This window comes from Vibrio lamellibrachiae, assembly GCF_050337265.1.
In the GTDB taxonomy this organism is placed as follows: domain Bacteria; phylum Pseudomonadota; class Gammaproteobacteria; order Enterobacterales; family Vibrionaceae; genus Vibrio; species Vibrio kyushuensis.
On sequence record NZ_JAKJSU010000006.1, the window covers coordinates 160,983 to 181,458 of the forward strand.

Consider the following 20,476-nt stretch of genomic DNA (forward strand, 5'->3'; position numbering starts at 1 on the left):
TTTGACTCAGTGGCTAATTTCACTGAGTTGATTATTTGGAAGAATTGATGAGTTATCTTGCTTTAGCACGAAAATGGCGTCCGACTAAGTTTAACGAAGTCGTAGGCCAGTCCCATGTATTAACCGCATTAGAAAATGCGTTGGCACAGAACCGATTGCATCACGCTTATTTATTGAGCGGAACCCGAGGTGTGGGCAAAACGTCGATTGGGCGTCTGTTTGCAAAAGGGCTAAATTGTGAGACGGGCATTACAGCAACACCTTGTGGTGAGTGTGATACATGTAAAGAGATCGACGAAGGTCGATTTGTTGATCTGCTTGAAATTGATGCGGCTTCCCGCACTAAAGTAGAAGACACTCGTGATCTGCTTGATAACGTTCAATACAAACCTGCGCGTGGTCGCTTTAAAATCTATCTGATTGATGAAGTACACATGTTGTCTCGTCATAGCTTCAATGCGTTGCTTAAAACGCTTGAAGAGCCGCCAGAGTACGTTAAGTTCATTTTAGCGACGACTGATCCTCAGAAGCTTCCAGTGACGATTTTGTCGCGCTGTCTACAGTTTCACTTAAAGCCAATCAGCGTTGATGTTATTCATCAGCAACTTGATCATATTTTAGCGCAAGAGAGCGTGACGTCAGAAGCAAGAGCGTTGGGTATGATTTCCCACGCGGCTGATGGCAGTATGCGTGATGCACTAAGTTTGACCGACCAAGCCATTGCGCTTGGCAACGGTACTGTCGAAACAACGCTTGTCGCGCATATGCTGGGTACTTTAGATACTGATCATGCGATTCATTTATTAGAAGCGATTAGCCATAAACAACCTAAAGTTGCGATGGCGTGCATTGAACAGCTAGCGGTTAATGGCGTTGAATGGGATGGTTTACTTCAGCAGCTAGCAGCTCAGTTGCACCGTATGGCGATGTACCAAGCACTGCCTGCGACACTTGATAAAGCGCAACCAGACGCCGAAAAAATTGAGCTGTTATGTCAGTCTCTATCTCCACAAGATATCCAACTGTACTATCAGATCATTTTAAAAGGTCGCAGTGACCTAGCTCAAGCACCGAGTGCTCGTATGGGTCTTGAGATGATAGTGCTGCGTATGTTGGCATTTCGTCCTGCTGAAGTTGTGGGTGCAAATAGAATTTCGACGCAGGTGAATGAGGGCGTTGCTCCTGTAGCTCCAGTGACAACTCAATCTCAGGTACAAGTTCAGGCTCAAGCACCAGCTTCACCTCAAGCGGCTTCTAACGTAGTGGCACAACAGCCTCTTTCTAGGCCACAGCCCGTTTCGAAGCCTGAAGCACAGGTAACGGCTCAAACTAATGCTCCACAAGTGACTCTACCTGCTGAAAATGAGATGAACCCTCCGGCATACAATCAGTATGATTCAATGCCGCATGCTGATATGCCAGCAGAAGAAGCACCATATATACCACAACATCAGCAGATGCCTGTTCAGCAGTCAGTAGCTCCACAAACGACGACTCATCAAGATCAGAGCCAGCAAGTTCTTACTCAAGAAGGGCAACAAGCTGAACCAGTTAAACCGGCTTCGCCATTAAGTGGTTTACGACACCAGTTACGTTCGCAGCGTCAGGGATTAAAGTCTACTCAAGACTCTGCACCTCAACAGCTAACTAGACCGACACAACAAGCTACGCCTAGCAGTCATACTCCATCTAGCAATCATGCACCGAAAGGCTTGGATTCTCGCCCAAAAAAGCCTAGAGCGACATCCGCAAAATCAGAATCTGTTCTTGAACGTGTTGCTAAAAAACACTCAGGTTCAGCGCCGGTGTCGCTAAGTTCTCATGCATCATTGATAGAAAACGGGACTCAACCAGAAGAGAGTGGTGATGAGCCCTATCAATGGAAAGCGACAAAGCCTGTCGTAAAGAAACAGAGCAATGGGCTAACACCATCACAAATAAAAGCCGCTTTAGAACATATCAAAACACCAGAGATGATGGATAGGTTAGTCGCTGAATCAAACGAACAAAGCGAATGGTCTGCACTGATCCAAAAGCTTGAAACAGCCAAGTTGGTTGAGCAACTCGCATTAAACTCGTTTTATCAACTTAACGGTAATACGGTGAATTTGACATTAAGAAGCTCTCAAGCACACCTTAATACCGACAGAGCGTGTCAAGAGTTGCAACAGGCTCTGAACCAGGTGCTTGATAGCCCGTGTCAACTTGTGGTTGAGATTGGTGAAACAGGGGAAACCCCGCTAGAGTTACGTGAGAAGCTGTATCAGACTAAATTGCAGAAGGCTTTCGATAGTTTAGAGTCGGACAAAAATGTTCAGTTCATCGAAAATCGATTTGCTGCTAATCTCGATCGAGACAGCGTTAGACCGATTTAAACGAGTCTCTATTTTTCAAAAGAATTACAAAGAAAATTACGCTAAACGAACTGAATTCGTACATAGCTATTTTAATATCCGAGGGGTTGAATTTAAACAACGTTAACCCCATAAATAACGAAACACCCAATAACCAGAGAGACGCGAATGTTTGGTAAAGGCGGTATGGGCAACATGATGAAGCAAGCCCAGCAAATGCAAGAACGCATGCAAAAGCTTCAAGAAGAAATCGCAAATATGGAAGTAACCGGCGAAGCTGGTGCTGGCCTTGTTAAAGTCACTATTACGGGTAGCCACAGCACTCGTCGTGTAGAAATTGACGAGAGCCTAATGGAAGACGACAAAGAGATGCTTGAAGATCTTATCGCAGCGGCATTTAACGATGCAGCTCGTCGTGTTGAAGAGACTCAAAAAGAAAAAATGGCTGGCGTAACTGGCGGTATGCAATTACCACCAGGTATGAAAATGCCGTTTTAAAGCGCAAGCTTATTTCAATTAGCTTTAGAACTAAGTAAGCGAATTATAGATGCGTACCAGTCATATGCTGGAGCATTTGATGGAGGCCTTACGTTGTCTACCTGGGGTTGGCCCCAAGTCGGCGCAGCGTATGGCCTTTCATTTGTTACAGCGCGATAGAAAAGGCGGCTTACAGCTTGCCGAAGCACTGAGTCAGGCTATGACTGAAATTGGCCACTGTACAGAATGTCGAACATTTACAGAAGAAGATGTTTGCCATATATGCAGTAACCCAAAACGTCAAACCAATGGTCAACTTTGTGTCGTTGAAAGCCCAGCAGATATTGCTGCAGTTGAAGCAACAGGTCAATTCTCTGGTCGATACTTTGTATTGATGGGGCACTTGTCTCCACTTGATGGTATTGGCCCAAGCGATATCGGTTTGGATATGCTCGATTTCCGTCTTCGTCAGGGTGACGTGACCGAAGTGATTCTAGCGACAAACCCAACGGTTGAAGGTGAAGCAACGGCTCAATACATTGCCGATCTTTGTCGAGAGCATGAAGTAGCGGCAAGTCGAATTGCTCATGGTGTTCCTGTCGGCGGTGAGCTTGAGTTAGTCGATGGCACAACGTTGTCCCACTCTTTATTGGGTAGACACAAGCTGTAAAGTGCATATAAAACAGTTCGAATGTGAAAAAGCCGCTATTGAAAAATAGCGGCTTTTTATTTGGCTTGAACTCTAGGCGTTAGAAGCGGAAATCGATGTTGAATGTGATTTCGCTGTATTCAGGGATTTTGAAATACACTTCGCCACCTTGGTTGCCTATTACAGCCAACTTCTCTGAAGAAGAAGACATGTAACGATACTGAAGGTCAGCAGAAATCGTTGGAGTTAACTTATATTGAACACCACCTTGCGCGCCATAAACAAAGTCCTGCTCTGAACCGGACATGCTTACAGTGAGAGGTCCGGTATTAGAAGCTGTTGCTTTTGCATGGATTTTATTTTTAACAGACCCAACAGTCGCGCCACCCAAAAGAGAGAATTTGTCATTTAACTCGTGCATATAATCATACGATACAAGAAATTCGTTTTGTTCAAATGAAATATCGCCATAAGCTGTTTCACCATCCTGTATTGGCTCACTTGTGCCATATAGGTGGCCCTCACCAACAAAATTAGCCGTAGCAGTAATACGGTGGTTTTCTTGAATGTAAGCCCCAGCACGTATGCTGTATGCAACGGTATTATCCTTTAACTCGTTTCGCCCATTATCGCTATCTTCAATGATTGCGCCTGCTGTGTGGTAGCCGACACCTGCGCCTACGAAGTATTCAGTCGCCATAGCAGCTGGAGAAAGTAACGTTGCGATTGATGTTGCGAGTATTAGTTTTTTCATGGTTTACCTAAGAATGTATTGGTTAAAGGAATAGGATGGGCGTAGTTTGCCACTCGCTAATTTCCTTTCCCAATTCATATTAGGAAGATCGACTATGCCAAAAGTTTGTGTCTGTCATAAGGGAAGGGCTGCTCTAAATGTGAAAAAGCCGCTGACTCAGCGGCTTTTTTACTTGATTAAAATTCTAGTGATTATTCTAGATGACCCGTCGCAGAGAATGTCTCTAGTTTGTCTAGGTAAGGTTTTAAGTCACCTATGTTCTCTTTAACCCAGTTCTCGTCATAGTAGCTGTCTAGGTAGCGCTCGCCACTGTCACAAAGCAAAGTAACGATGGAGCCTGTTTCACCGCGTTTTTTCATTTCGCTGGCAAGCTGAAGTACGCCATATAGGTTAGTACCTGTGGATGCACCGGCTTTACGACCTAAGATGTTCTCTAGCCAGTGAACCGTAGCAACACTTGCTGCGTCAGGAATCGTGCGCATTTCATCAACCACGCCAGGAATAAAGCTAGGCTCTACTCTAGGGCGACCAATACCTTCAATCTTACTACCGCAGTCACCGGTTAGGTTTACATCGCCAGTTTTAAAGTAGTCGTGGAACACAGAATTTTCAGGATCAACGACTAGCAATTTAGTGTTGTGCTGTTGGTAGCGAATAAAGCGGCCAATGGTTGCAGACGTACCGCCAGTACCAGGGCTCATCACAACCCAATCTGGAACAGGGTGATCTTCTAATTCCATCTGGCTAAATATAGAGTTAGCAATGTTGTTATTACCACGCCAGTCTGTTGCGCGCTCAGCGTAGGTAAATTGGTCCATGTAGTGACCGTCTAACTCTTCTGCTAAGCGGTATGACTCTGCATAGATTTGGTCAGAGCGATCGACCAAGTGTGCTTTACCACCGTAATGTTCAATAAGCTCAATTTTCTTTGCGGCAGTGCTTTTTGGCATAACAGCGATAAACGGCAAGCCAAGAAGGCGAGCAAAATACGCTTCAGAAACCGCAGTGCTTCCAGAAGATGATTCGATGATGGTCGTTTTAGGGCCAACCCAACCATTACAAATCGCGTATAAGAAAAGAGAACGAGCCAAACGGTGTTTTAACGAGCCCGTAGGGTGTGTACTTTCATCTTTTAGATAGACATCGATACCTTCAATACTTGGTAATTCAAGTTTAATTAGGTGCGTATCAGCAGAGCGTTGAAAATCAGCTTCTATCTTGCGAATCGCGTTGTTCATCCAGTTATGATCAGTACACATAGGGGTAACTCCTTAAAATTGTTATGCTTATAATTTAACTATAAACGAAGAGAAAAACTTTGCTTATTTACCTGCCAAAACTGATAATTAGAGAAATATTTTCTCCATATTGAGTTGTGCGTAACATGAAGATAGATGATATTGATAAACGACTACTAAGACAGCTGCAACTGGACGGTACTCTATCTCTGAATGAATTAGCAGAGTCCGTAAATTTAACATCAACACCGTGTTGGAAGCGGCTTAAAAAGCTTGAAGAAGCGGGGGTGATCGAAAAAAGAGTCGCGCTTCTTAACCCTGAGAGTTTGGGTTTGTCGTTTACTGCTTTTGTAATGGTGAAGACTAGCGATCACTCGCATGAGTGGTATAGCCATTTTGTAGAGACAGCAAGTGAGTTTCCCGAAGTGATGGAGTTTTATAGAATGGCTGGCGAATACGATTACATGCTGAAAGTGCTGGTTAAGGACATGAAGTGTTTTGATGAGTTTTATAAGAAGCTCGTTAATAGTGTCGATGGCATATCGAATGTCACATCAACGTTTGCAATGGAACCTCTTAAGTACACGACAGCTCTGCCAATTTAAAGGTTTCAACATAGAAAATCTAGCCCTACGATTGAAATTGATAGGGCCAAATTTTATCTAGTTTTATTTAATACTACTTAGTAAAACGCATAACGCCTTCTTGCACAGCACTGGCCACTAAGTGACCTTCACGGTTGTAAATCTCACCGCGAACTAAACCTCGCGTGTTACTCGCTGTAGGGCTATCAATAACATATAACAGCCACTCATCTGTCTTAAATGGACGATGGAACCATATAGAGTGATCAATTGTTGCCACTTGAAAGTTTGGTGTCATCAAAGAGACTTCATGAGGGTGCAATGCAGTCACCAAAAAGCCCCAATCAGACGCATAAGCAAGCAAGTATTGATGAATCAATTGACTGTCGGGCATTTCGCCATTAGTTCGCATCCAAAGATACTGCTTGGGCTCTTCTTTTGTCGGTTTTAATGGATTGACGACAGTGACAGGGCGCATTTCGATCGCTTTATCCCCACAGAAAATCTTTTTTAACTTTTCAGGAAGAAGGTGAGCGACGCTTGCTGCCAATTCTGATTCTGAGCGGAAATTTTCAGGGCCCGGAACATCAGGCATGGTGTTCTGGTGTTCGAATCCGGGTTGGTCGCCATGGTAAGAAGCTGTCAAATAAAAAATAGGGCGACCATTTTGAATCGCTTTTACACGTCGTGTGCTGAAGCTTTTACCATCTCGAAGATTTTCGACATCATAAATAATTGGCTTCTCAGGATCCCCAGGGTAGAGAAAGTAGCTATGGAAAGAGTGAACCGTTCTGTCGGACTCGACGGTATAACGTGAAGCAGAAAGCGCTTGTCCAATAACCTGACCGCCATAAACTTGAGGTAAACCAAGGTTTTCACTTTGTCCGCGAAATAGCCCTTCCTCTAGTTTCTCTAATTGAAGCAGGCTTAATAGCTCTTTTAAGGCGTTACACATTTCTCTTTGACCTTATTCATTTTTTATACTAAACATTTAGCATAGGGTGACAGTATTTTAACAGAGTCAAAATATTGTCAACATATTGATTGTTAGGGTGACAGGTTACCAAACCAAGCATACAATTGCTGTGATTTTACTATTTTAGAGTTTAGAGAGGCTTTATGAAAAAGGCACTATTGCTTGTCATGTCAGTGGTTTTCGGGTCAGTTTTATTTGGCTGTCAATCTTCAGAAAAATCGGCTGACATGAGTCATGTTGAGTCAATTACAGGCACCGTGGCCTACCGTGAACGTATAGCTTTGCCAGAAAATGCGCTGGTTACAGTGACACTTCAAGATGTATCTTTAGCGGATGCGCCTTCTGTTGTGATCGCCAAACATCGCTTTGAAACCAATGGGGCTCAAATCCCATTCAATTTTGATCTTGCTTACGACACAAATAAAATTAAAACGAATCATCGTTACAGTGTGAGTGCACGTATTGAAGTGGATGGTAAGTTACGATTCATCACGGATACTAACTACTCAGTCATTACCGATCAAAACGAAACAAAGCATGTTGATTTACGCTTGATTGGTGTTCGCGGCTAATTGAACCAAATCAACTAAAGAAACATAATGATGCAAAGTTCAGTGGTAGCCAATAACGGCTAGTTATAGCTAGGGTTGCCACTGATAAACGCTTAGTTTTACCTTCCCGCCCGCACTCACTTCAACCCCGTCTTCAATCAGCTTAATTTTTTGTCTTTGTAAAGAATCCCCTTTTAGGGATATTTGTCCTTGGCTATTCATCACTCTATACCAAGGTAAGCGGGTATCTTTCGGCAAATTCGAAAGCACTTTTCCAACTTGTCGAGCATAGCCAGGGTATCCTGCCAATTTTGCGATAGCACCGTAACTTGTTACTTTTCCTTGTGGAATTTGGTGAATTACTGCAAAGATTTGAACTGAAAATTGATCCATACTGAAAGTATCCTAGAGTTAAATTACCACGGATTGGTAAAAGGAGAGAGCATGATATTTTCAACATTTCAGTTCTTAATTACAACACTATTGGCTGCGGTTTGTGCTCGAGCGCTTAGCTTGAGTGAAGGGGAAGTTCCTTTAATAGCGCTCGTCATTCCCGCACTTTGGATTCTACCGCAAGGTGGCGTTGCAGGTTTAGTCCTGTTAACCGCTATGACTAGTTACGGGTTAACCCTCTCGAGTCAACCCTTTGCACTGTCTGTGAGTGTATGGATGCTGTTGCCGCTGCTCATGGTTATCTTTTCAAGACGAAGTAGCTTAACGGTGATATTGACCACATCACTCATCGTCATTGCACTTCAAGTGGGCATCATGCTGACTCAGTCTTCAGGGAAGTTAGGAGGTACGGCGTTACTGACAACGGTTCAGTTAATGTCGATAGTTGCCATATGGTGGTCTGCAAACCATTGGAAAGCGTCAGATAAACACAGTTGGTGGGTGTTGGCCTTTATTCTTCCTTTATGGATTGCTGGTTCGTCTTATGCTGTCTTAATTGCGCTGAGTATTACAGGTATTATTGCTTCGCTAGAGAGCTTGAATCGACTCAAAACGTTTAAGTGGAATAAACTGCTGTGTTGGTCGCTACCGAGTGTTGGTTTTGCCGCTTTGATGATTTCACCAAACGTAGACGTACCGAAGCCAGTCTTTGTCGTGTGGATTTGTTTACTTGCGACGGCTTGGATGACTGACTATATGTTGCGTAGTATTGAAGAGCAGCAACAGCTGTAACTTTGTCTCATATAAGAATCATTAAGACAAAGCGCAAAGTTTCGAATTGACCTTGTTGCATATATATAATAAATACCTATGTTTCTTATATACATGGTTAACATAGTAATGCAACTTATGGCGAAGAGATGAACACGCAATTTCGAATCCAGATTGTTCAATTAATCCTTATTTTACTGAGCTTACTCTTCGGCTCGGTGTCTGCGTTTGAAAATAAGACTCACTATAAAGTGTCAACTGAAGCTGATGATATTGTCACGCGAGTTTTATTTGATGCAATTGGCCAGAATTTTGGAATCTCGTTTGAGTACGTTGATCAGCCCAACTTTGATGCTATTTTAAACTCAATTGAGAATGGAGATAGCGACTTCGCTGCGAATATTACTTATACCGATGAGCGATCTAAACGTTTCGATTTCTCTCAGCCAACCAATATTGAATATACCTACCTCTATAGCTTTCAGAATGTAGAACTATCAGAAGTCTCTGTACTTGGTGTTCCTGAGGGGACTATTTACTCAGAACTGATTTCCATTAACTATCCGTCCATCGAGCTTGTTTTGTACAACGGCCACGATCAAGCCGTTCAGCTTTTGGACTCAGGAGAAGTTGATGCGGTTATTGATGCCATTAATCAATTAAAGCCAATGCTGATTAAGGGCTTTAACGCTCAACTTCTTAACGACCACTTATCGATTCAGCCAGTATCCATTGTTACACCAACGGGGCGTCATCAAGATCTACTACCTAAGATGGTTGATTTTGTTCACTCAGCTCAATTCCAAAAGCAGCTAAGAGAGTCGATTGAAAAATATCAGTTAGAAATACGGACTCAAGCGTTAAGGCAATCAATCATTGATAGCGATCTTATTCTGTCACGTACATTGCGAGTTAAACTTCAAAATATCAGCCCGTATGCTTTTTATACGGGTAATGGCCATGTACATGGTATTGGGGCTGAGTTGATTAAACGCAGCTGCGAAATACTAATGTTTGATTGTGAGATAGTGAGTACTAAAGGTGAAAGCTGGGAAAGCATGTACAACGACCTCATGGATAAAGAGATAGATATACTCGCGCCAGTCGTCGTCTCAGAGCAAAGAAAGGCTTTGATGAACTTTACTGATATGCATTATCAATCAAAAGCGGTCTTGCTCAAGCGAGAAGGATACAAAGAGAATGTGTATCGAAATGTCTCGGAACTGGTTGTTGAACGAATTGGTGTTATAAAGAATGGCTTTGTTCATGAGCTATTTAGTCAGCTACTACCGAACAAAGAATTTACTTTTTATGAAAGCCGCCAAGCTAAATTAAAAGGTCTACTTGATGGTGACGTTGATTATATCGTTATGAGTTCAACCGATTTCAATCGAGAGCTACTTAAAACTAAGCATCTACTCCCTATAGAAAAAGATATTCTGATTGGAGATTTCTATACTGCTGATATCGCGTTTGCTTTTCCTAAAAACGAGTTTGGAAAACAGCTAGTTCCCTTGTTTAATCAAGCAATTAAAATGATTGATATTAAAATGATTCTCGCAAAATATGATTTACAACCAGATTGGAAATCTACTTTACTTGCTGAGAAACGGTTTGCTCGTCGAGCTCAGTGGTTATTTACGCTTGTGATCGCGTTTATGGCAATCGTGAGTATGTACCTCCATGCCCAATCTAATACTGATAACTTAACCCGCTTAAAAAATCGCCGAGCGCTACATCGAAAGTACAGAACAGGTATAGGGGCTAACTTTACGTTGATTTACCTTGATATAAATGACTTTAAAGCCATCAATGATACCTATGGGCATGAAGTGGGGGATGATGTGTTAGTACAAGTATCTCAACAGATTAAAAAAGTGTGGCGAGGTGGCTGTTATAGAATAGGAGGCGATGAGTTTATATTAGTCGGAGATATTCAAGACAAACATCTTTCTGCGACAATCAGTAGGTTAAGTAGAGTGACTTATCACAATATAAAGCAAAGCCTAACGTTAGATGTTTATGTCGCTATTGGAATATCCACAAAAAGACAGCACTTTATGTCTTTAGAAAGTGCAATGGATAGGGCTGATAAAGAGATGTATCGGCATAAACATAGTAACGTCTGTCAGGGTGAGTTTATGTTTCATCAAAGCTGAACGATGGTTCAAATACCCAAACGTCCCCATTCATTCCTAACGGGAAAAAGAAGCAGATTCGAACAAATTGCTCAAAGCCTAAACACTTGGTTCTGATGTGGAGCAAATAACGAATATACGGCTTGCAATGCCATCATGTATGACTGATAATCCATCTCGCTCTTAGGTAACACTAAGAAAAAGAATCTATGGAGGCCCTGGTCCTCCCGCAACACTAACTCGTGAACTCGGTCAGATCCGGAAGGAAGCAGCCGCAGCGAGTGACGTGTGTGCCGGGATGTGGCTGGGGTCTCCGCCCATATAAAAAGCCGCTTTTATTAGCGGCTTTTTGCTATCTGCAATATCAAACTACACTTCTTGAATTATGCTGTTTTTAGCGGATTGGTGACACAAAGCTATTAGGCTTAAGAGCAACTAAAGAGCAGTTAACCGATTGAAGAATATTTTCGGCCGTATTACCAATCACTACGCCTGGGATGCCCGTTCTAGCGATTGTTCCCATTACTAACACATCGATACCCAGATCAAGGACGGTGCGTGGAATTTCATCATCAGCGACCCCCTGTAAGTGATGGACAATATTCTCTCCTGATAGACCAGACTCTTCTATGATTGAATCTAATTTTGCTCGATGTTCTACACAAGCTTGTTCAATATTGTCCTTAAGTTCCGCTTCTCCCATTTTTATCCAAGCTTGATTGTCCAAGTAATGCTGTAACTGATATACCCAACAGGAGATGATGTGGAGTCGGCTATCAGAACTGTCTGCAATAGATCGTGCAAGTGACAGTAACTGGACGTTGAGTTCTTTTTGTTCGGCGCTCGTGATGTCTGGATCAATAGCAACGGCAACTCGTCTTTTTACTAGTGGTTTATTGGTTGGGCGATTTAGCCAAACAGGTGCAGGGCATTGGCGTAGTAAAGCCATATCAATCGCTTTAAAACCTTCACTATTAACGTCTATAGGTTCAGCGTCTTTAATAACAAGATCAATACCTTGACTCTGTATGTGGCGAATAATACGCACAGCAGGCTTATCACCGCCTTGTAGGCTAATTGGAAAGTTATCGGGATTTTTGTCGAGGCTGTTATTTTCAATGACGTTACAAATATTATTACGCAGTCCGTCACGTAACGACTGTTCGTATGTTTCTGTATAGCCAGTCATATTGTCAGGCAGGGAAGGGCATACTATCAATCCCTGTAAATTCGCGTTGTTATGTGTGGCGATCATAATTGCTTGTCCAAGTGAGGCTTGATCGTCTGTTAGCCCTTGGCTTACAAAAAGTACATTAGTAAATTTTTTCATACCCACCCCTATTAATTGCAGCCCAGATGCTAGTGCTATGTCACTCAGTGTCGATTACGAATAAAAGTACGTTAGTAATCTTTTTAACCATGACGGCTATGTATTCTATGGAGGTATAACACCAACTTATGGTTTCATTCTTGTAGTAGTTGTTATTTATATGCTATCGGAGTTGCCGATAATTTGAGCTGATTTCAATCAAAATATCGCTGAGGTTTTCTTGAAATGAGCCTTTGTGATCAAGCTAGAATTGAAAGCCACTGGTTAGATTAGCAAAGAATAGGCGTTTTATACGCTTATCAACATTTCTGATTTATTCAGAATTAATAACAGTGATTATCTACAGTGTACGAACCTTCTATTTTATTGATAATCAGATTTAGTTTTATTTATAGGGGGGAGCTTTGCTATTTTCTCGCTTGTACAAATTAAAAAAGCCAGAGTTATTTGCTAACTCTGGCTCTATGGGTGCATTAACTAGTTTGAGCAGAAAAGATACTGCAAAATGATGGCTCAGCCTAGTTATTGACTATTTTGCTATTTTTAATCATACGGTGTGCTTCGCGTTTTAAGCATTCAAGAAGTGGATGATCACCAACGTCTGCTCGCCAAATAAATGAGATAGCACGATCCATTTTTAATTCTGGCACATTCAGGGCAGCCAACTCACCGCGTTCGATGTTAGGCGCAACATCTAAATACGGTAAACATGATAGATATTGACCATTAGCGACCAGAGTGCGAATAACTGGAACATAAGAGTGTTCACGCCATACATCAAGATCAGGAATTAACGGGACCATTGCACTTTCGAAAATCTCACGAGTGCCTGCGCCACCTTCACGTAGAACCCATTGGGCTTGCTCTAGCTGTGAAAGGCTAACGCGTTTATGCTTAGCGTAAGGGTGGTGGGCAGAACTGACGACAACTAAGTGATCTCGACACCACTCTTCTTGGTGAGTACGGTTATCATCACAGCGACCTTCAATAATGCCAATATCATATTGATAATTTAGAACGCCTTGTATAATACGGTTAGTACTACGAACTTCTAGCCCTGTTCTAATCTCGGGAAAGTCACTATCAATTTTACTGATAAGCTCTGGTACCAAGTGCTCAGCGGGAGTTTGGCTTGCACCAATGTTAATACTGCCACTAAATAGGTGCTGATCGTAAAAGCCTATTTCAATTTGTTCAGCATCTTGCAACAAACGTTTTGCTTTTGGTCGTAACCAATTACCCCAGTGGCTCAAGCGCATGTCTTTGCCTTGGCGAACAAAAAGGTCTCGGCCTAACAGTTTTTCTAGTTGGCTTAGCGACATGCTAGCTGCTGACTGGGTTACAGATAGCCGCTCTGCAGCTTGGCTGACACTTCCTAGTTCAGCTACAGCATCAAATACTGCTAATTGTTTTAACGAATATCGCACTCATACTCCTTTTACCTACAGTAAGTAGGGTACACACGACTGAATGTGTAATGATCAATCAGTTTGTGAATCAAATTTTTAAATCAACACTAACTATAGTATCAATTTTTATTGTCTTTGTACCTTTCTATTAACCTCATATCAAATCCATCTAACTCAGTCATTTAGACCCTCAAATCAGTTTTTCTTATGCTGTTACATCTTAATACATCAATTGCATTTCATTGACTTCTGTATCAATAAAACTGATACTCTTTATGATTAAAATAAATTTTACTAATTCAAATAAGCTGAGTAACATTCTCCTCAGCAGTTCACCAGAGACTGTTAATTCAATGAGTTTTAATGAGTTATCAATGCGGTGTTGGTTTAAATTTAGGAGAATGTTATGAGTGCTTTACTTACTGTAAGAGATATTGTGAATCCACAAGCGGTTAGCTTGAATACAGACATGAAACTGTCATCAGCGATCGATTTGTTGTCTGAAAATTCTATTAATGGTGCGCCTGTTTGTAATGCAAATGGCGATTTAGTCGGTTTCCTTTCTGCTCACGATGTAATGGTCGAGATGTGGTGTCAGAACTACATTCCTGAAAATGACGTAACAGTCGCTGATTTGATGAAAACAGATCTAGTAACAATGGATATCAATGATCAGCTTACTGATGTTTTAGAGTACTTAGCACTAGATAAAGACCAGCTATACCCAACCAGCGCGATGGGTTATGCAACACAATTAACTACGTTGTCAGTTGAAGAGCGTGCGAAAGAAATCAAAGTAAATAAACCACAGATTTTGCCGATTATTGATAACGGTCGATACGTTGGTGTGGTTTCTCGCCAAGAAGTACTTAAAGGTCTTCGCACACTGTTTAACGATGCCGCACGTCCTGTTGTTGAAGAAGTAATTTCTGCAAACGTAGCGTAAGAATTTAATTTGACTCATTAGAGCTATAGCTATTTAAAAAGGAATAAATGCAAGGGAAGCATATTTGGCTCTAGTGAGTTGTTCGTATAGTTTTATTTTGGAGTTCTAATGGAACATATTTCCGTTCTATCTGCTGTTAACCATTACTTTCTTGCACTTGTTGCTTTGACGATAATGGTTTTAGTTTCACGTACCATTGTTGCGGGTACTAAGTATTCGTCGTTATTGGTGATTGTTGTTTTTGGTCTTGGTTTAGGAGCACTACTGGTTAAAAGTGGTATGGCTGCACCAGGTTTAGGCGAGTTCCCAGTTGTTGTTTTGATGAGTCAAACAACAGTAATAGCACTAATTGCATCATTCTTTGTAGGTGGACAAGAGATTAAGCGTCTACTGTCAAAGCAGAACTTTGATGATGAAGGTTACTTTATTGCATCAAGCAAAGAGATGATTGTTGGTACAACCAGCACGCAGCTAACATTTATTGTTCGCGCGTTCTTATTGCTTATCGGTATTCAAACGGCTGACGTTCTGATTTCAGGTCGTGGTGCGAGTTTCCCTCTAGGCGAATCTTTCCTATTACTGTCATACATCTCTTTAGCTGTTGCCTTTATCTTCATTGATAACAAAGCAAAAATCACTAACAAGCAGCAGTACCTTCGTAAAGGTCTCGTTGAGATGGTTGCGCTAATTGTTGTTCTTAATGCCTCTCTATGGATTTCGAACCTAGTCGCTCAGTTCATCGGTCTACCACAGATTTTCTTTGCAATGATTTTGTCTTCAGGCTTAGGCATGATGATGCCAAAGTGGAAACTTGGTCCAACAATGAATGCTCTACTGTTTGCTGGTATCCCACTGGTTCTTGCTGGTAGCTTCTTAGTTGGTGGTTCGCACATGATTGAAGCGTTTGCGATTCCGGGTCTAAGCAATGTCATTATCTATGGTTTCTCTGGTCAGATTTTCTGGATGTTTGGTGGTTTGGCGCTACTTATTTTCTTAGGCAAAGCGAACAATCTACGTAACCTAGCACCAGGCATGGCAGGTGGTTTGTCGCACTCTGGTTTAACTGGAGCGTGTACCGCGGGTGATTTTGGTAAGACAGCATCATCACGTGCACCTATCATGATTAACATTCCATTCGCTGGTCACATCTTTGTATTTACCATTTTGGCTGCAAGTGCGGAGCGTGATGCACTGATGGTTGAATGGACAATTCCATTGATCTTAGTTGGTGCAGCATTTGTCGCGCTTTCTTTGAAGAACCTACGTAACTCAAATGGTTGTGAAGGAACGGAAGTGAAAGGCTTAATGCAGTTCTCTTTAGGCTGGCAGATCATGGCTGTATTCGGAAGCTTTACGATTCTAAGTTTAGCGGGCATGTCACTAGAGCATGCATCAATGGCAGCCGCTTCTGGTCTTTCTCACTTCGGACTATTTGCAGCCGTTCAAGAAGGCATGTTTGGCGCAACAGCCGCGAGCTTAATTACCTTTACGTTCGCAATGACATTTCTAGTACACCCACTTGTATTCGGCATGTTTGGTAAAGCTGCCGAGAATGGTGGAGTGATGGCTAAAAAAGCAGTACTAGTACTGTCGAGCTTAGGCTTCATCGGTGTCGCGTATTCAGCGCTGACTATATAAGAAACAATAAAAAATGGTTATGTTGAAAGAGCGGCTAAGTTAGCCGCTCTTTTTTTGTCGATGCAATCCCTAATACAACTACGCTTGTGTCCTTTGCTTAATTCTAACCTCCGACTTTCTTCTGCGGCAGAAAGAATGTAACCAGAATCAGGGCGTTGACACTAAATTAATATATGCTAACGTTTTCTAACTATTGCTCTAGTTTATTAACATGTTAGGGGTTGTATTAATGGCTTATGATATTTTTATTTCTGCGCACGGTGGGCGTGGAGACGGGACATCAAAAGGAACTTATGTGGTTCCTGCTGGTGTAAGGATCCATGTATTTACCGGTGATGATGTGTTGCTAAAAGGTGCGGCTGGCATGAACATGGAGGATATGTTGACTCTACCCGGTTATGATTTAGGTAAAGTAAAGGCATCTGTCTCGAAAGTATACGAGGAGTATGAGACGGTACCTAACTATACTGCGACGGGTTCTTATTCCGGAGATCCTGCATTTCAGTTTGATACTGGTGTTTATTATGTTGGCTCTCAGAAACACGGTGCACCCGCTCTTCCAATGGGTAATGGCCAGAATATTAGGCTGGGCGATATTATTTCCCTCTTTAGGAAAACGTTCCCCGGTTTAGTCGATGTCTATTGGCTTTGTTGTCGTGCAGCACCGCAAAATTCGAATAATAATACTTATGAATCAGTAGATTCATTTGGAATCGTTCAAAGACCAAAATCAGTTGGGTTAACGCCTAGTGAAGTGGTGAAGCGTGGTGGTAAGTGGCGTTAGAGATTCTGCGTATCTGATTAGTAATTAAAATACCTGATCGAATCTAAATTCGGTCAGGTATTTTTTATAGGTTCAATGAGTCACTGTTATGCACTAATCGTCAAATTATTCACCCAAGTACGCTGCATGTAACGATGGAAGCATAAAGCAAACTTCACGAACTCTTCTACCAGCATTAAGGCAAATACATAGGCAAATGGGAGGTTAAAAACAAACGCACCAATTGCAGTAAGAGGTATGCCAACCATCCACATCGAAATAAAGTCCATTCTTAGGCAAAATTGGTTTTCACCACCGGCACGTAAAATTCCGTTGATGATCACCATGTTGAGCATTCTTAGCCAAATGATCATAGCAAAAAGACTAATCGCAGGGGATGCAAGAGCATGTAATGCCGGGTCATCAAGGTTAAGCCAAATAATCACTTGCTCTTTACCTAAGGTAATGGCCAAGCTAACCGCTATTCCAACGCTGAGTACGAACTTAATAAAAAAGTGTGTCATTGCGATAGCTTGGGCGAAATCATCGCGACCAAGACTTTGCCCTAATAAAACAGAACACGCTGTTGAGATACCAAAGAAAGCAGAGTAACAAAGTAGTTCAAATGGCCCAATCATACTAAATACCGCAAGCTCGGTTGTACCCATGTGACCAAAGATCATTTGGTAGCTTAGTGTTCCCATTGCCCACAATACCGCGTTGTACATAGTTGGGACGGCAAGAGATTTAAAAGAATTCATCAGTCTTGCACTGCATTCCAATGTTGCTGCCGAAAATAGCCAATGACGTCGGCGATACAAAATAATCGCAAATAATCCGACTTGCAGTGCACGAGAAATACTGGTCGCTAATGCTGCCCCTGCAACGCCCATTTCAGGAATTCCCCAATCAGCGGTAATAGCAAAGCCATTGATGAGTACATAGTTAAGTGCAATGTTAATTGCAATGGTGATTGCAGCCAATATCAGTGGCAGAACAGCGTTACCACTTGAGCGTAAGCTTGATTCGATCACAATGATGATATGAGTCAGCAATAGCACAGGCAATGCATACCATAAATACTGCGATCCCAATTCAATCACGCTAGCATCGCTAGTCTGCAATAACATTATATAGCTAGAGAAAATCGTAATAATAGCAGTGGCTGGTATTATCAGTTTTACACCGTATTTCAGAGCCATAACGGTCACGGTTTTGGCAGAGCTCCGATCCGCTCTTCCCCAGTATTGCGCGACTAAAATACCATTCGCTGAGCCGACTCCCGCTGCGATCATAATAGCGACAAACAGCCATTTTGAGGCAATTCCCACAGCAGCAGTTGCTTCCATACCTAGTTCGCTGACCATTAATACGTCAGCTAGAGACAAAACAGCGACCAACGCACTCTGGATTGCTACCGGGAACGCAAGTTTCGCCATCGTAGATAGCATGTTGTTTGGCAACGAAGTAGAGTGGGTTTTTGCTGTTATGGTATGGTTCATAGGTATTCCTCATTCTGAGTGAGAAATATACATATTTAGAGAGGATTTAAACATGTTAGAAAGTAAGCAAAACCTGTTTGAATCCGTCATTGATCTAGATCACATTAAAAGCAGTTGGCAAGATCAGGTCTATCTTTCTGAACAATGTCGCGAGCGATTTTTAGGTCTCTCTGAGATTCCCGAGTTTGAATCTATGGGTTTCTATATGGCAGGGATGGCCGATCTGGTGGACGGCTACATTGTTGAACGTGAATCGGTTGGAGTACACACCGTATTGTTTACGCTAAAAGGTGAAGGGCTACTTACCCTTGCCAGTCAACGACAAACTATTCCGGCGAACTCTTTGGTTATTTTGCCCGCTGACATGCCGTTTCGCTTTGAGTTAGGAAAAAATGACAATAAGTGGAAAATGGCTTGGATGCTTTTGTCACCCAGTGATAAATGGCATCCACTTATTGAACATGGCCAAAGTGTTATTCAGTTTCATCAGTGCGAGCAGGTGTGGTCTCTACTGAGTTTGTTACATCATGAAATCGCGGGAAGAGCGACTTATAGAAAACTACTCAGTAGTGAAATATCGCGCTTACTGAGTAAAGTTGAAGCTTCCCCATCAAACTCTTCAATGAGAGTGCAAAGTGTCTGGAATTTAATTGAATCCCAACTGCACTTGCCTTGGAGTGTCAAACAGATCGCTAAACAGTGCTTTTTAAGTGAAGAGCAGCTCAATAGGTTATCAAAGTCACTGTTTGGGCAAACGCCTCAAGAACGATTGATACACTTGAGAATGGAAAAAGCCGCCGAGTTACTCCATCATCAAGAGTGGAGCGTTACTATGATAGCGCAGCGACTTGGCTATAAAGATCCTTATGCATTTAGCCATCGCTTTAAGCGTTACTTCGAAATGTCGCCACGCGCGTATCGTAAACAGTTAATGGAGCGGTAGCATAAGCTCTTTAGCCTTAGTGGTCTTCCAGTTCTGCAACGACAAAATCGATAAAGCACCTTACTTTGGCAGACATGTGCTTTTTGCTCGCATAGACGAGGTATACGTTAATGGGCTCCTTTTTATAACCCTCGAACAATACAACCAACTCTCCGGTGGCAAGCTTATCGCTCAAGTTAAATTTGGGCATTCGAGTGATTCCTTGACCCGCTAAAGCTAACTCTAGTTCCATTTCAGGGCTGTTAGTAATCACGCGGCTATCAAGTTGAACGGCAATCTCTTCTCCATCCATGCTTTGGTATTGCCATGTATTCGGTGATTTAATGTAGCTGTAGGTGATGGTTTTATGCTGCGCTAACTCGTTTGGGTGGGCTGGTGTGCCATTCACTTTCAAGTAGTCTGGTGAGGCAACCGTAACCCCATACGATTTAATCAGTAATCGGCTAATAAGACTGGAGTCTTCAAGCTGCGCTGCGGTTCTTATTACCACATCAAAACCATCCGCTACCACATCGACGAATCGTCCCGTCATGTTGAGGTCCAAGTTAACTTTTGGATATAACGTCAGAAACTTCGCCAAAATAGGTTTTAAGTGGGGCATACCAAAGCTAATAGGACAACTGACTTTAAGTGATCCTTTAGGTTCCAGTTGCCGCTGGTTTACCGAAGATTCGGCCTGCTCTGCATCATCGGTTATCTGTAGGCATTGTTTGTAATACAAGTCGCCTTCAGGGGTTAAGCTAATCGAGCGTGTTGTTCGATTCATCAAACGAACGCCTAAACGGTCTTCGAGTTTGGTGATCTCTTTTGAGATGTAAGAGGTAGAGTGTCCGGTATTTTCTGCCGCTTTGGTAAAACTACCTGAATTAATGACTTCAACAAAAATGACGATCCCATCTAATAATTTTGAATTTAAGGTCATGAATATTCCAAGTGCGGCTAATAAATCGTTTGATCAAAGTAATACCATTAAGAGTCATATGGAAATAATCATTTTACTTTTGAGTTATTAATCTCTATTTGAGCTTTAGTTAGACTGTTAAATATTGAACTAGACAAC

Annotated in this window: 19 protein-coding genes and 1 other RNA gene; 12 read left to right on the forward strand and 8 right to left on the reverse strand. The window is 42.1% G+C overall.

Translation table 11 applies throughout. From position 1 onward, the window contains the following. Positions 1-47: 47 nt before the first annotated feature. From dnaX to recR, 3 genes are all read left to right on the forward strand, one after another. Positions 48-2,375 carry a DNA polymerase III subunit gamma/tau gene (dnaX, locus tag L4C54_RS09930; RefSeq protein WP_428808049.1) on the forward strand — a complete coding sequence of 776 codons (2,328 nt, stop codon included), beginning with the start codon at positions 48-50 and terminating at the stop codon, positions 2,373-2,375. 147 nt (positions 2,376-2,522) lie between these two features. Beyond that, on the forward strand, positions 2,523-2,852 hold the full coding sequence (locus L4C54_RS09935; protein WP_295895826.1) for a YbaB/EbfC family nucleoid-associated protein: 330 nt from the start codon (positions 2,523-2,525) through the stop codon (positions 2,850-2,852). 49 nt (positions 2,853-2,901) lie between these two features. Next, positions 2,902-3,501 (forward strand): recombination mediator RecR, encoded by a 600-nt coding sequence (gene recR, locus L4C54_RS09940; protein WP_428808050.1) that lies wholly within the window; start codon positions 2,902-2,904, stop codon positions 3,499-3,501. 79 nt (positions 3,502-3,580) lie between these two features. Here recR and L4C54_RS09945 read toward each other — a convergent pair whose 3' ends face one another. Beyond that, entirely contained in the window at positions 3,581-4,234 is a 654-nt protein-coding gene (locus tag L4C54_RS09945) for an outer membrane protein (RefSeq protein ID WP_428808051.1), read from the reverse strand. Between the two features lie 191 nt (positions 4,235-4,425). After that, on the reverse strand, positions 4,426-5,493 hold the full coding sequence (locus tag L4C54_RS09950; RefSeq protein WP_428802480.1) for a PLP-dependent cysteine synthase family protein: 1,068 nt from the start codon (positions 5,491-5,493) through the stop codon (positions 4,426-4,428). Positions 5,494-5,618: 125 nt separating this feature from the next. Here L4C54_RS09950 and L4C54_RS09955 point away from each other — a divergent pair, with 125 nt between their 5' ends. After that, positions 5,619-6,077: an Lrp/AsnC family transcriptional regulator gene (locus L4C54_RS09955; RefSeq protein WP_428808052.1), complete on the forward strand. Its 459-nt coding sequence runs from the start codon at positions 5,619-5,621 to the stop codon at positions 6,075-6,077. Positions 6,078-6,150: 73 nt separating this feature from the next. Here the strand turns inward: L4C54_RS09955 and tesB are convergent, their stop codons facing one another. After that, entirely contained in the window at positions 6,151-7,011 is an 861-nt protein-coding gene (gene tesB, locus L4C54_RS09960) for an acyl-CoA thioesterase II (protein WP_428808053.1), read from the reverse strand. 164 nt (positions 7,012-7,175) lie between these two features. On the opposite strand from tesB, the gene L4C54_RS09965 reads away from it, so the two are divergent. After that, entirely contained in the window at positions 7,176-7,604 is a 429-nt protein-coding gene (locus tag L4C54_RS09965; RefSeq protein WP_428802477.1) for a YbaY family lipoprotein, read from the forward strand. A 69-nt stretch (positions 7,605-7,673) separates the two neighbouring features. Here L4C54_RS09965 and L4C54_RS09970 read toward each other — a convergent pair whose 3' ends face one another. Further along, entirely contained in the window at positions 7,674-7,976 is a 303-nt protein-coding gene (locus L4C54_RS09970; protein WP_428808054.1) for an MGMT family protein, read from the reverse strand. 51 nt (positions 7,977-8,027) lie between these two features. Between L4C54_RS09970 and L4C54_RS09975 the strand changes: the two genes are divergently transcribed. The 3 genes from L4C54_RS09975 to ffs all read left to right on the forward strand — a co-directional run bounded on the left by L4C54_RS09975 (position 8,028) and on the right by ffs (position 11,198). After that, on the forward strand, positions 8,028-8,768 hold the full coding sequence (locus L4C54_RS09975) for a VP0952 family biofilm-associated protein (protein WP_428808055.1): 741 nt from the start codon (positions 8,028-8,030) through the stop codon (positions 8,766-8,768). Between the two features lie 128 nt (positions 8,769-8,896). Continuing rightward, on the forward strand, positions 8,897-10,906 hold the full coding sequence (locus L4C54_RS09980) for a GGDEF domain-containing protein (protein WP_428808056.1): 2,010 nt from the start codon (positions 8,897-8,899) through the stop codon (positions 10,904-10,906). A gap of 195 nt (positions 10,907-11,101) precedes the next feature. Continuing rightward, positions 11,102-11,198: signal recognition particle sRNA small type (ffs, locus tag L4C54_RS09985), an RNA gene on the forward strand. Between the two features lie 81 nt (positions 11,199-11,279). Here the strand turns inward: ffs and L4C54_RS09990 are convergent. Both L4C54_RS09990 and L4C54_RS09995 read right to left on the reverse strand, forming a co-directional pair. Next, a complete protein-coding gene (locus L4C54_RS09990) occupies positions 11,280-12,215 on the reverse strand; it encodes a universal stress protein (RefSeq protein WP_428808057.1) in 936 nt (311 codons plus the stop codon). 518 nt (positions 12,216-12,733) lie between these two features. Further along, positions 12,734-13,642 (reverse strand): LysR substrate-binding domain-containing protein, encoded by a 909-nt coding sequence (locus tag L4C54_RS09995; RefSeq protein ID WP_428802472.1) that lies wholly within the window; start codon positions 13,640-13,642, stop codon positions 12,734-12,736. 388 nt (positions 13,643-14,030) lie between these two features. On the opposite strand from L4C54_RS09995, the gene L4C54_RS10000 reads away from it, so the two are divergent. The 3 genes from L4C54_RS10000 to L4C54_RS10010 all read left to right on the forward strand — a co-directional run bounded on the left by L4C54_RS10000 (position 14,031) and on the right by L4C54_RS10010 (position 16,992). Then, complete coding sequence (locus L4C54_RS10000) at positions 14,031-14,570, forward strand: CBS domain-containing protein (RefSeq protein ID WP_428808058.1); 540 nt, start codon at positions 14,031-14,033, stop codon at positions 14,568-14,570. A 108-nt stretch (positions 14,571-14,678) separates the two neighbouring features. Continuing rightward, on the forward strand, positions 14,679-16,208 hold the full coding sequence (locus L4C54_RS10005; protein ID WP_428802470.1) for a hypothetical protein: 1,530 nt from the start codon (positions 14,679-14,681) through the stop codon (positions 16,206-16,208). Between the two features lie 229 nt (positions 16,209-16,437). Next, on the forward strand, positions 16,438-16,992 hold the full coding sequence (locus L4C54_RS10010) for a putative adhesin (RefSeq protein WP_428808059.1): 555 nt from the start codon (positions 16,438-16,440) through the stop codon (positions 16,990-16,992). A gap of 86 nt (positions 16,993-17,078) precedes the next feature. Here the strand turns inward: L4C54_RS10010 and L4C54_RS10015 are convergent, their stop codons facing one another. Then, on the reverse strand, positions 17,079-18,473 hold the full coding sequence (locus L4C54_RS10015) for an MATE family efflux transporter (protein WP_428808060.1): 1,395 nt from the start codon (positions 18,471-18,473) through the stop codon (positions 17,079-17,081). A gap of 52 nt (positions 18,474-18,525) precedes the next feature. Here L4C54_RS10015 and L4C54_RS10020 point away from each other — a divergent pair, with 52 nt between their 5' ends. Then, the gene (locus L4C54_RS10020) at positions 18,526-19,416 is read left to right on the forward strand and encodes an AraC family transcriptional regulator (RefSeq protein WP_428808061.1); all 891 of its coding nucleotides are present in this window, start codon (positions 18,526-18,528) and stop codon (positions 19,414-19,416) included. Between the two features lie 16 nt (positions 19,417-19,432). Here the strand turns inward: L4C54_RS10020 and L4C54_RS10025 are convergent, their stop codons facing one another. Continuing rightward, the gene (locus L4C54_RS10025) at positions 19,433-20,338 is read right to left on the reverse strand and encodes a LysR family transcriptional regulator (protein WP_428808062.1); all 906 of its coding nucleotides are present in this window, start codon (positions 20,336-20,338) and stop codon (positions 19,433-19,435) included. Positions 20,339-20,476: the final 138 nt, after the last annotated feature.

Coding starts and splice junctions, on each gene's coding strand:
- L4C54_RS10015 (WP_428808060.1), bottom strand. CDS start 18,473: ATGAACCATACCATAACAGCAAAAACCCACTCTACTTCGTTGCCAAAC.
- L4C54_RS09980 (WP_428808056.1), top strand. CDS start 8,897: ATGAACACGCAATTTCGAATCCAGATTGTTCAATTAATCCTTATTTTA.
- L4C54_RS09990 (WP_428808057.1), bottom strand. CDS start 12,215: ATGAAAAAATTTACTAATGTACTTTTTGTAAGCCAAGGGCTAACAGAC.
- L4C54_RS10010 (WP_428808059.1), top strand. CDS start 16,438: ATGGCTTATGATATTTTTATTTCTGCGCACGGTGGGCGTGGAGACGGG.
- recR (WP_428808050.1), top strand. CDS start 2,902: ATGCGTACCAGTCATATGCTGGAGCATTTGATGGAGGCCTTACGTTGT.
- L4C54_RS09970 (WP_428808054.1), bottom strand. CDS start 7,976: ATGGATCAATTTTCAGTTCAAATCTTTGCAGTAATTCACCAAATTCCA.
- tesB (WP_428808053.1), bottom strand. CDS start 7,011: ATGTGTAACGCCTTAAAAGAGCTATTAAGCCTGCTTCAATTAGAGAAA.
- L4C54_RS10005 (WP_428802470.1), top strand. CDS start 14,679: ATGGAACATATTTCCGTTCTATCTGCTGTTAACCATTACTTTCTTGCA.
- L4C54_RS10025 (WP_428808062.1), bottom strand. CDS start 20,338: ATGACCTTAAATTCAAAATTATTAGATGGGATCGTCATTTTTGTTGAA.
- dnaX (WP_428808049.1), top strand. CDS start 48: ATGAGTTATCTTGCTTTAGCACGAAAATGGCGTCCGACTAAGTTTAAC.
- L4C54_RS09955 (WP_428808052.1), top strand. CDS start 5,619: ATGAAGATAGATGATATTGATAAACGACTACTAAGACAGCTGCAACTG.
- L4C54_RS09950 (WP_428802480.1), bottom strand. CDS start 5,493: ATGTGTACTGATCATAACTGGATGAACAACGCGATTCGCAAGATAGAA.
- L4C54_RS09935 (WP_295895826.1), top strand. CDS start 2,523: ATGTTTGGTAAAGGCGGTATGGGCAACATGATGAAGCAAGCCCAGCAA.
- L4C54_RS10020 (WP_428808061.1), top strand. CDS start 18,526: ATGTTAGAAAGTAAGCAAAACCTGTTTGAATCCGTCATTGATCTAGAT.
- L4C54_RS09965 (WP_428802477.1), top strand. CDS start 7,176: ATGAAAAAGGCACTATTGCTTGTCATGTCAGTGGTTTTCGGGTCAGTT.
- L4C54_RS09975 (WP_428808055.1), top strand. CDS start 8,028: ATGATATTTTCAACATTTCAGTTCTTAATTACAACACTATTGGCTGCG.
- L4C54_RS09945 (WP_428808051.1), bottom strand. CDS start 4,234: ATGAAAAAACTAATACTCGCAACATCAATCGCAACGTTACTTTCTCCA.
- L4C54_RS10000 (WP_428808058.1), top strand. CDS start 14,031: ATGAGTGCTTTACTTACTGTAAGAGATATTGTGAATCCACAAGCGGTT.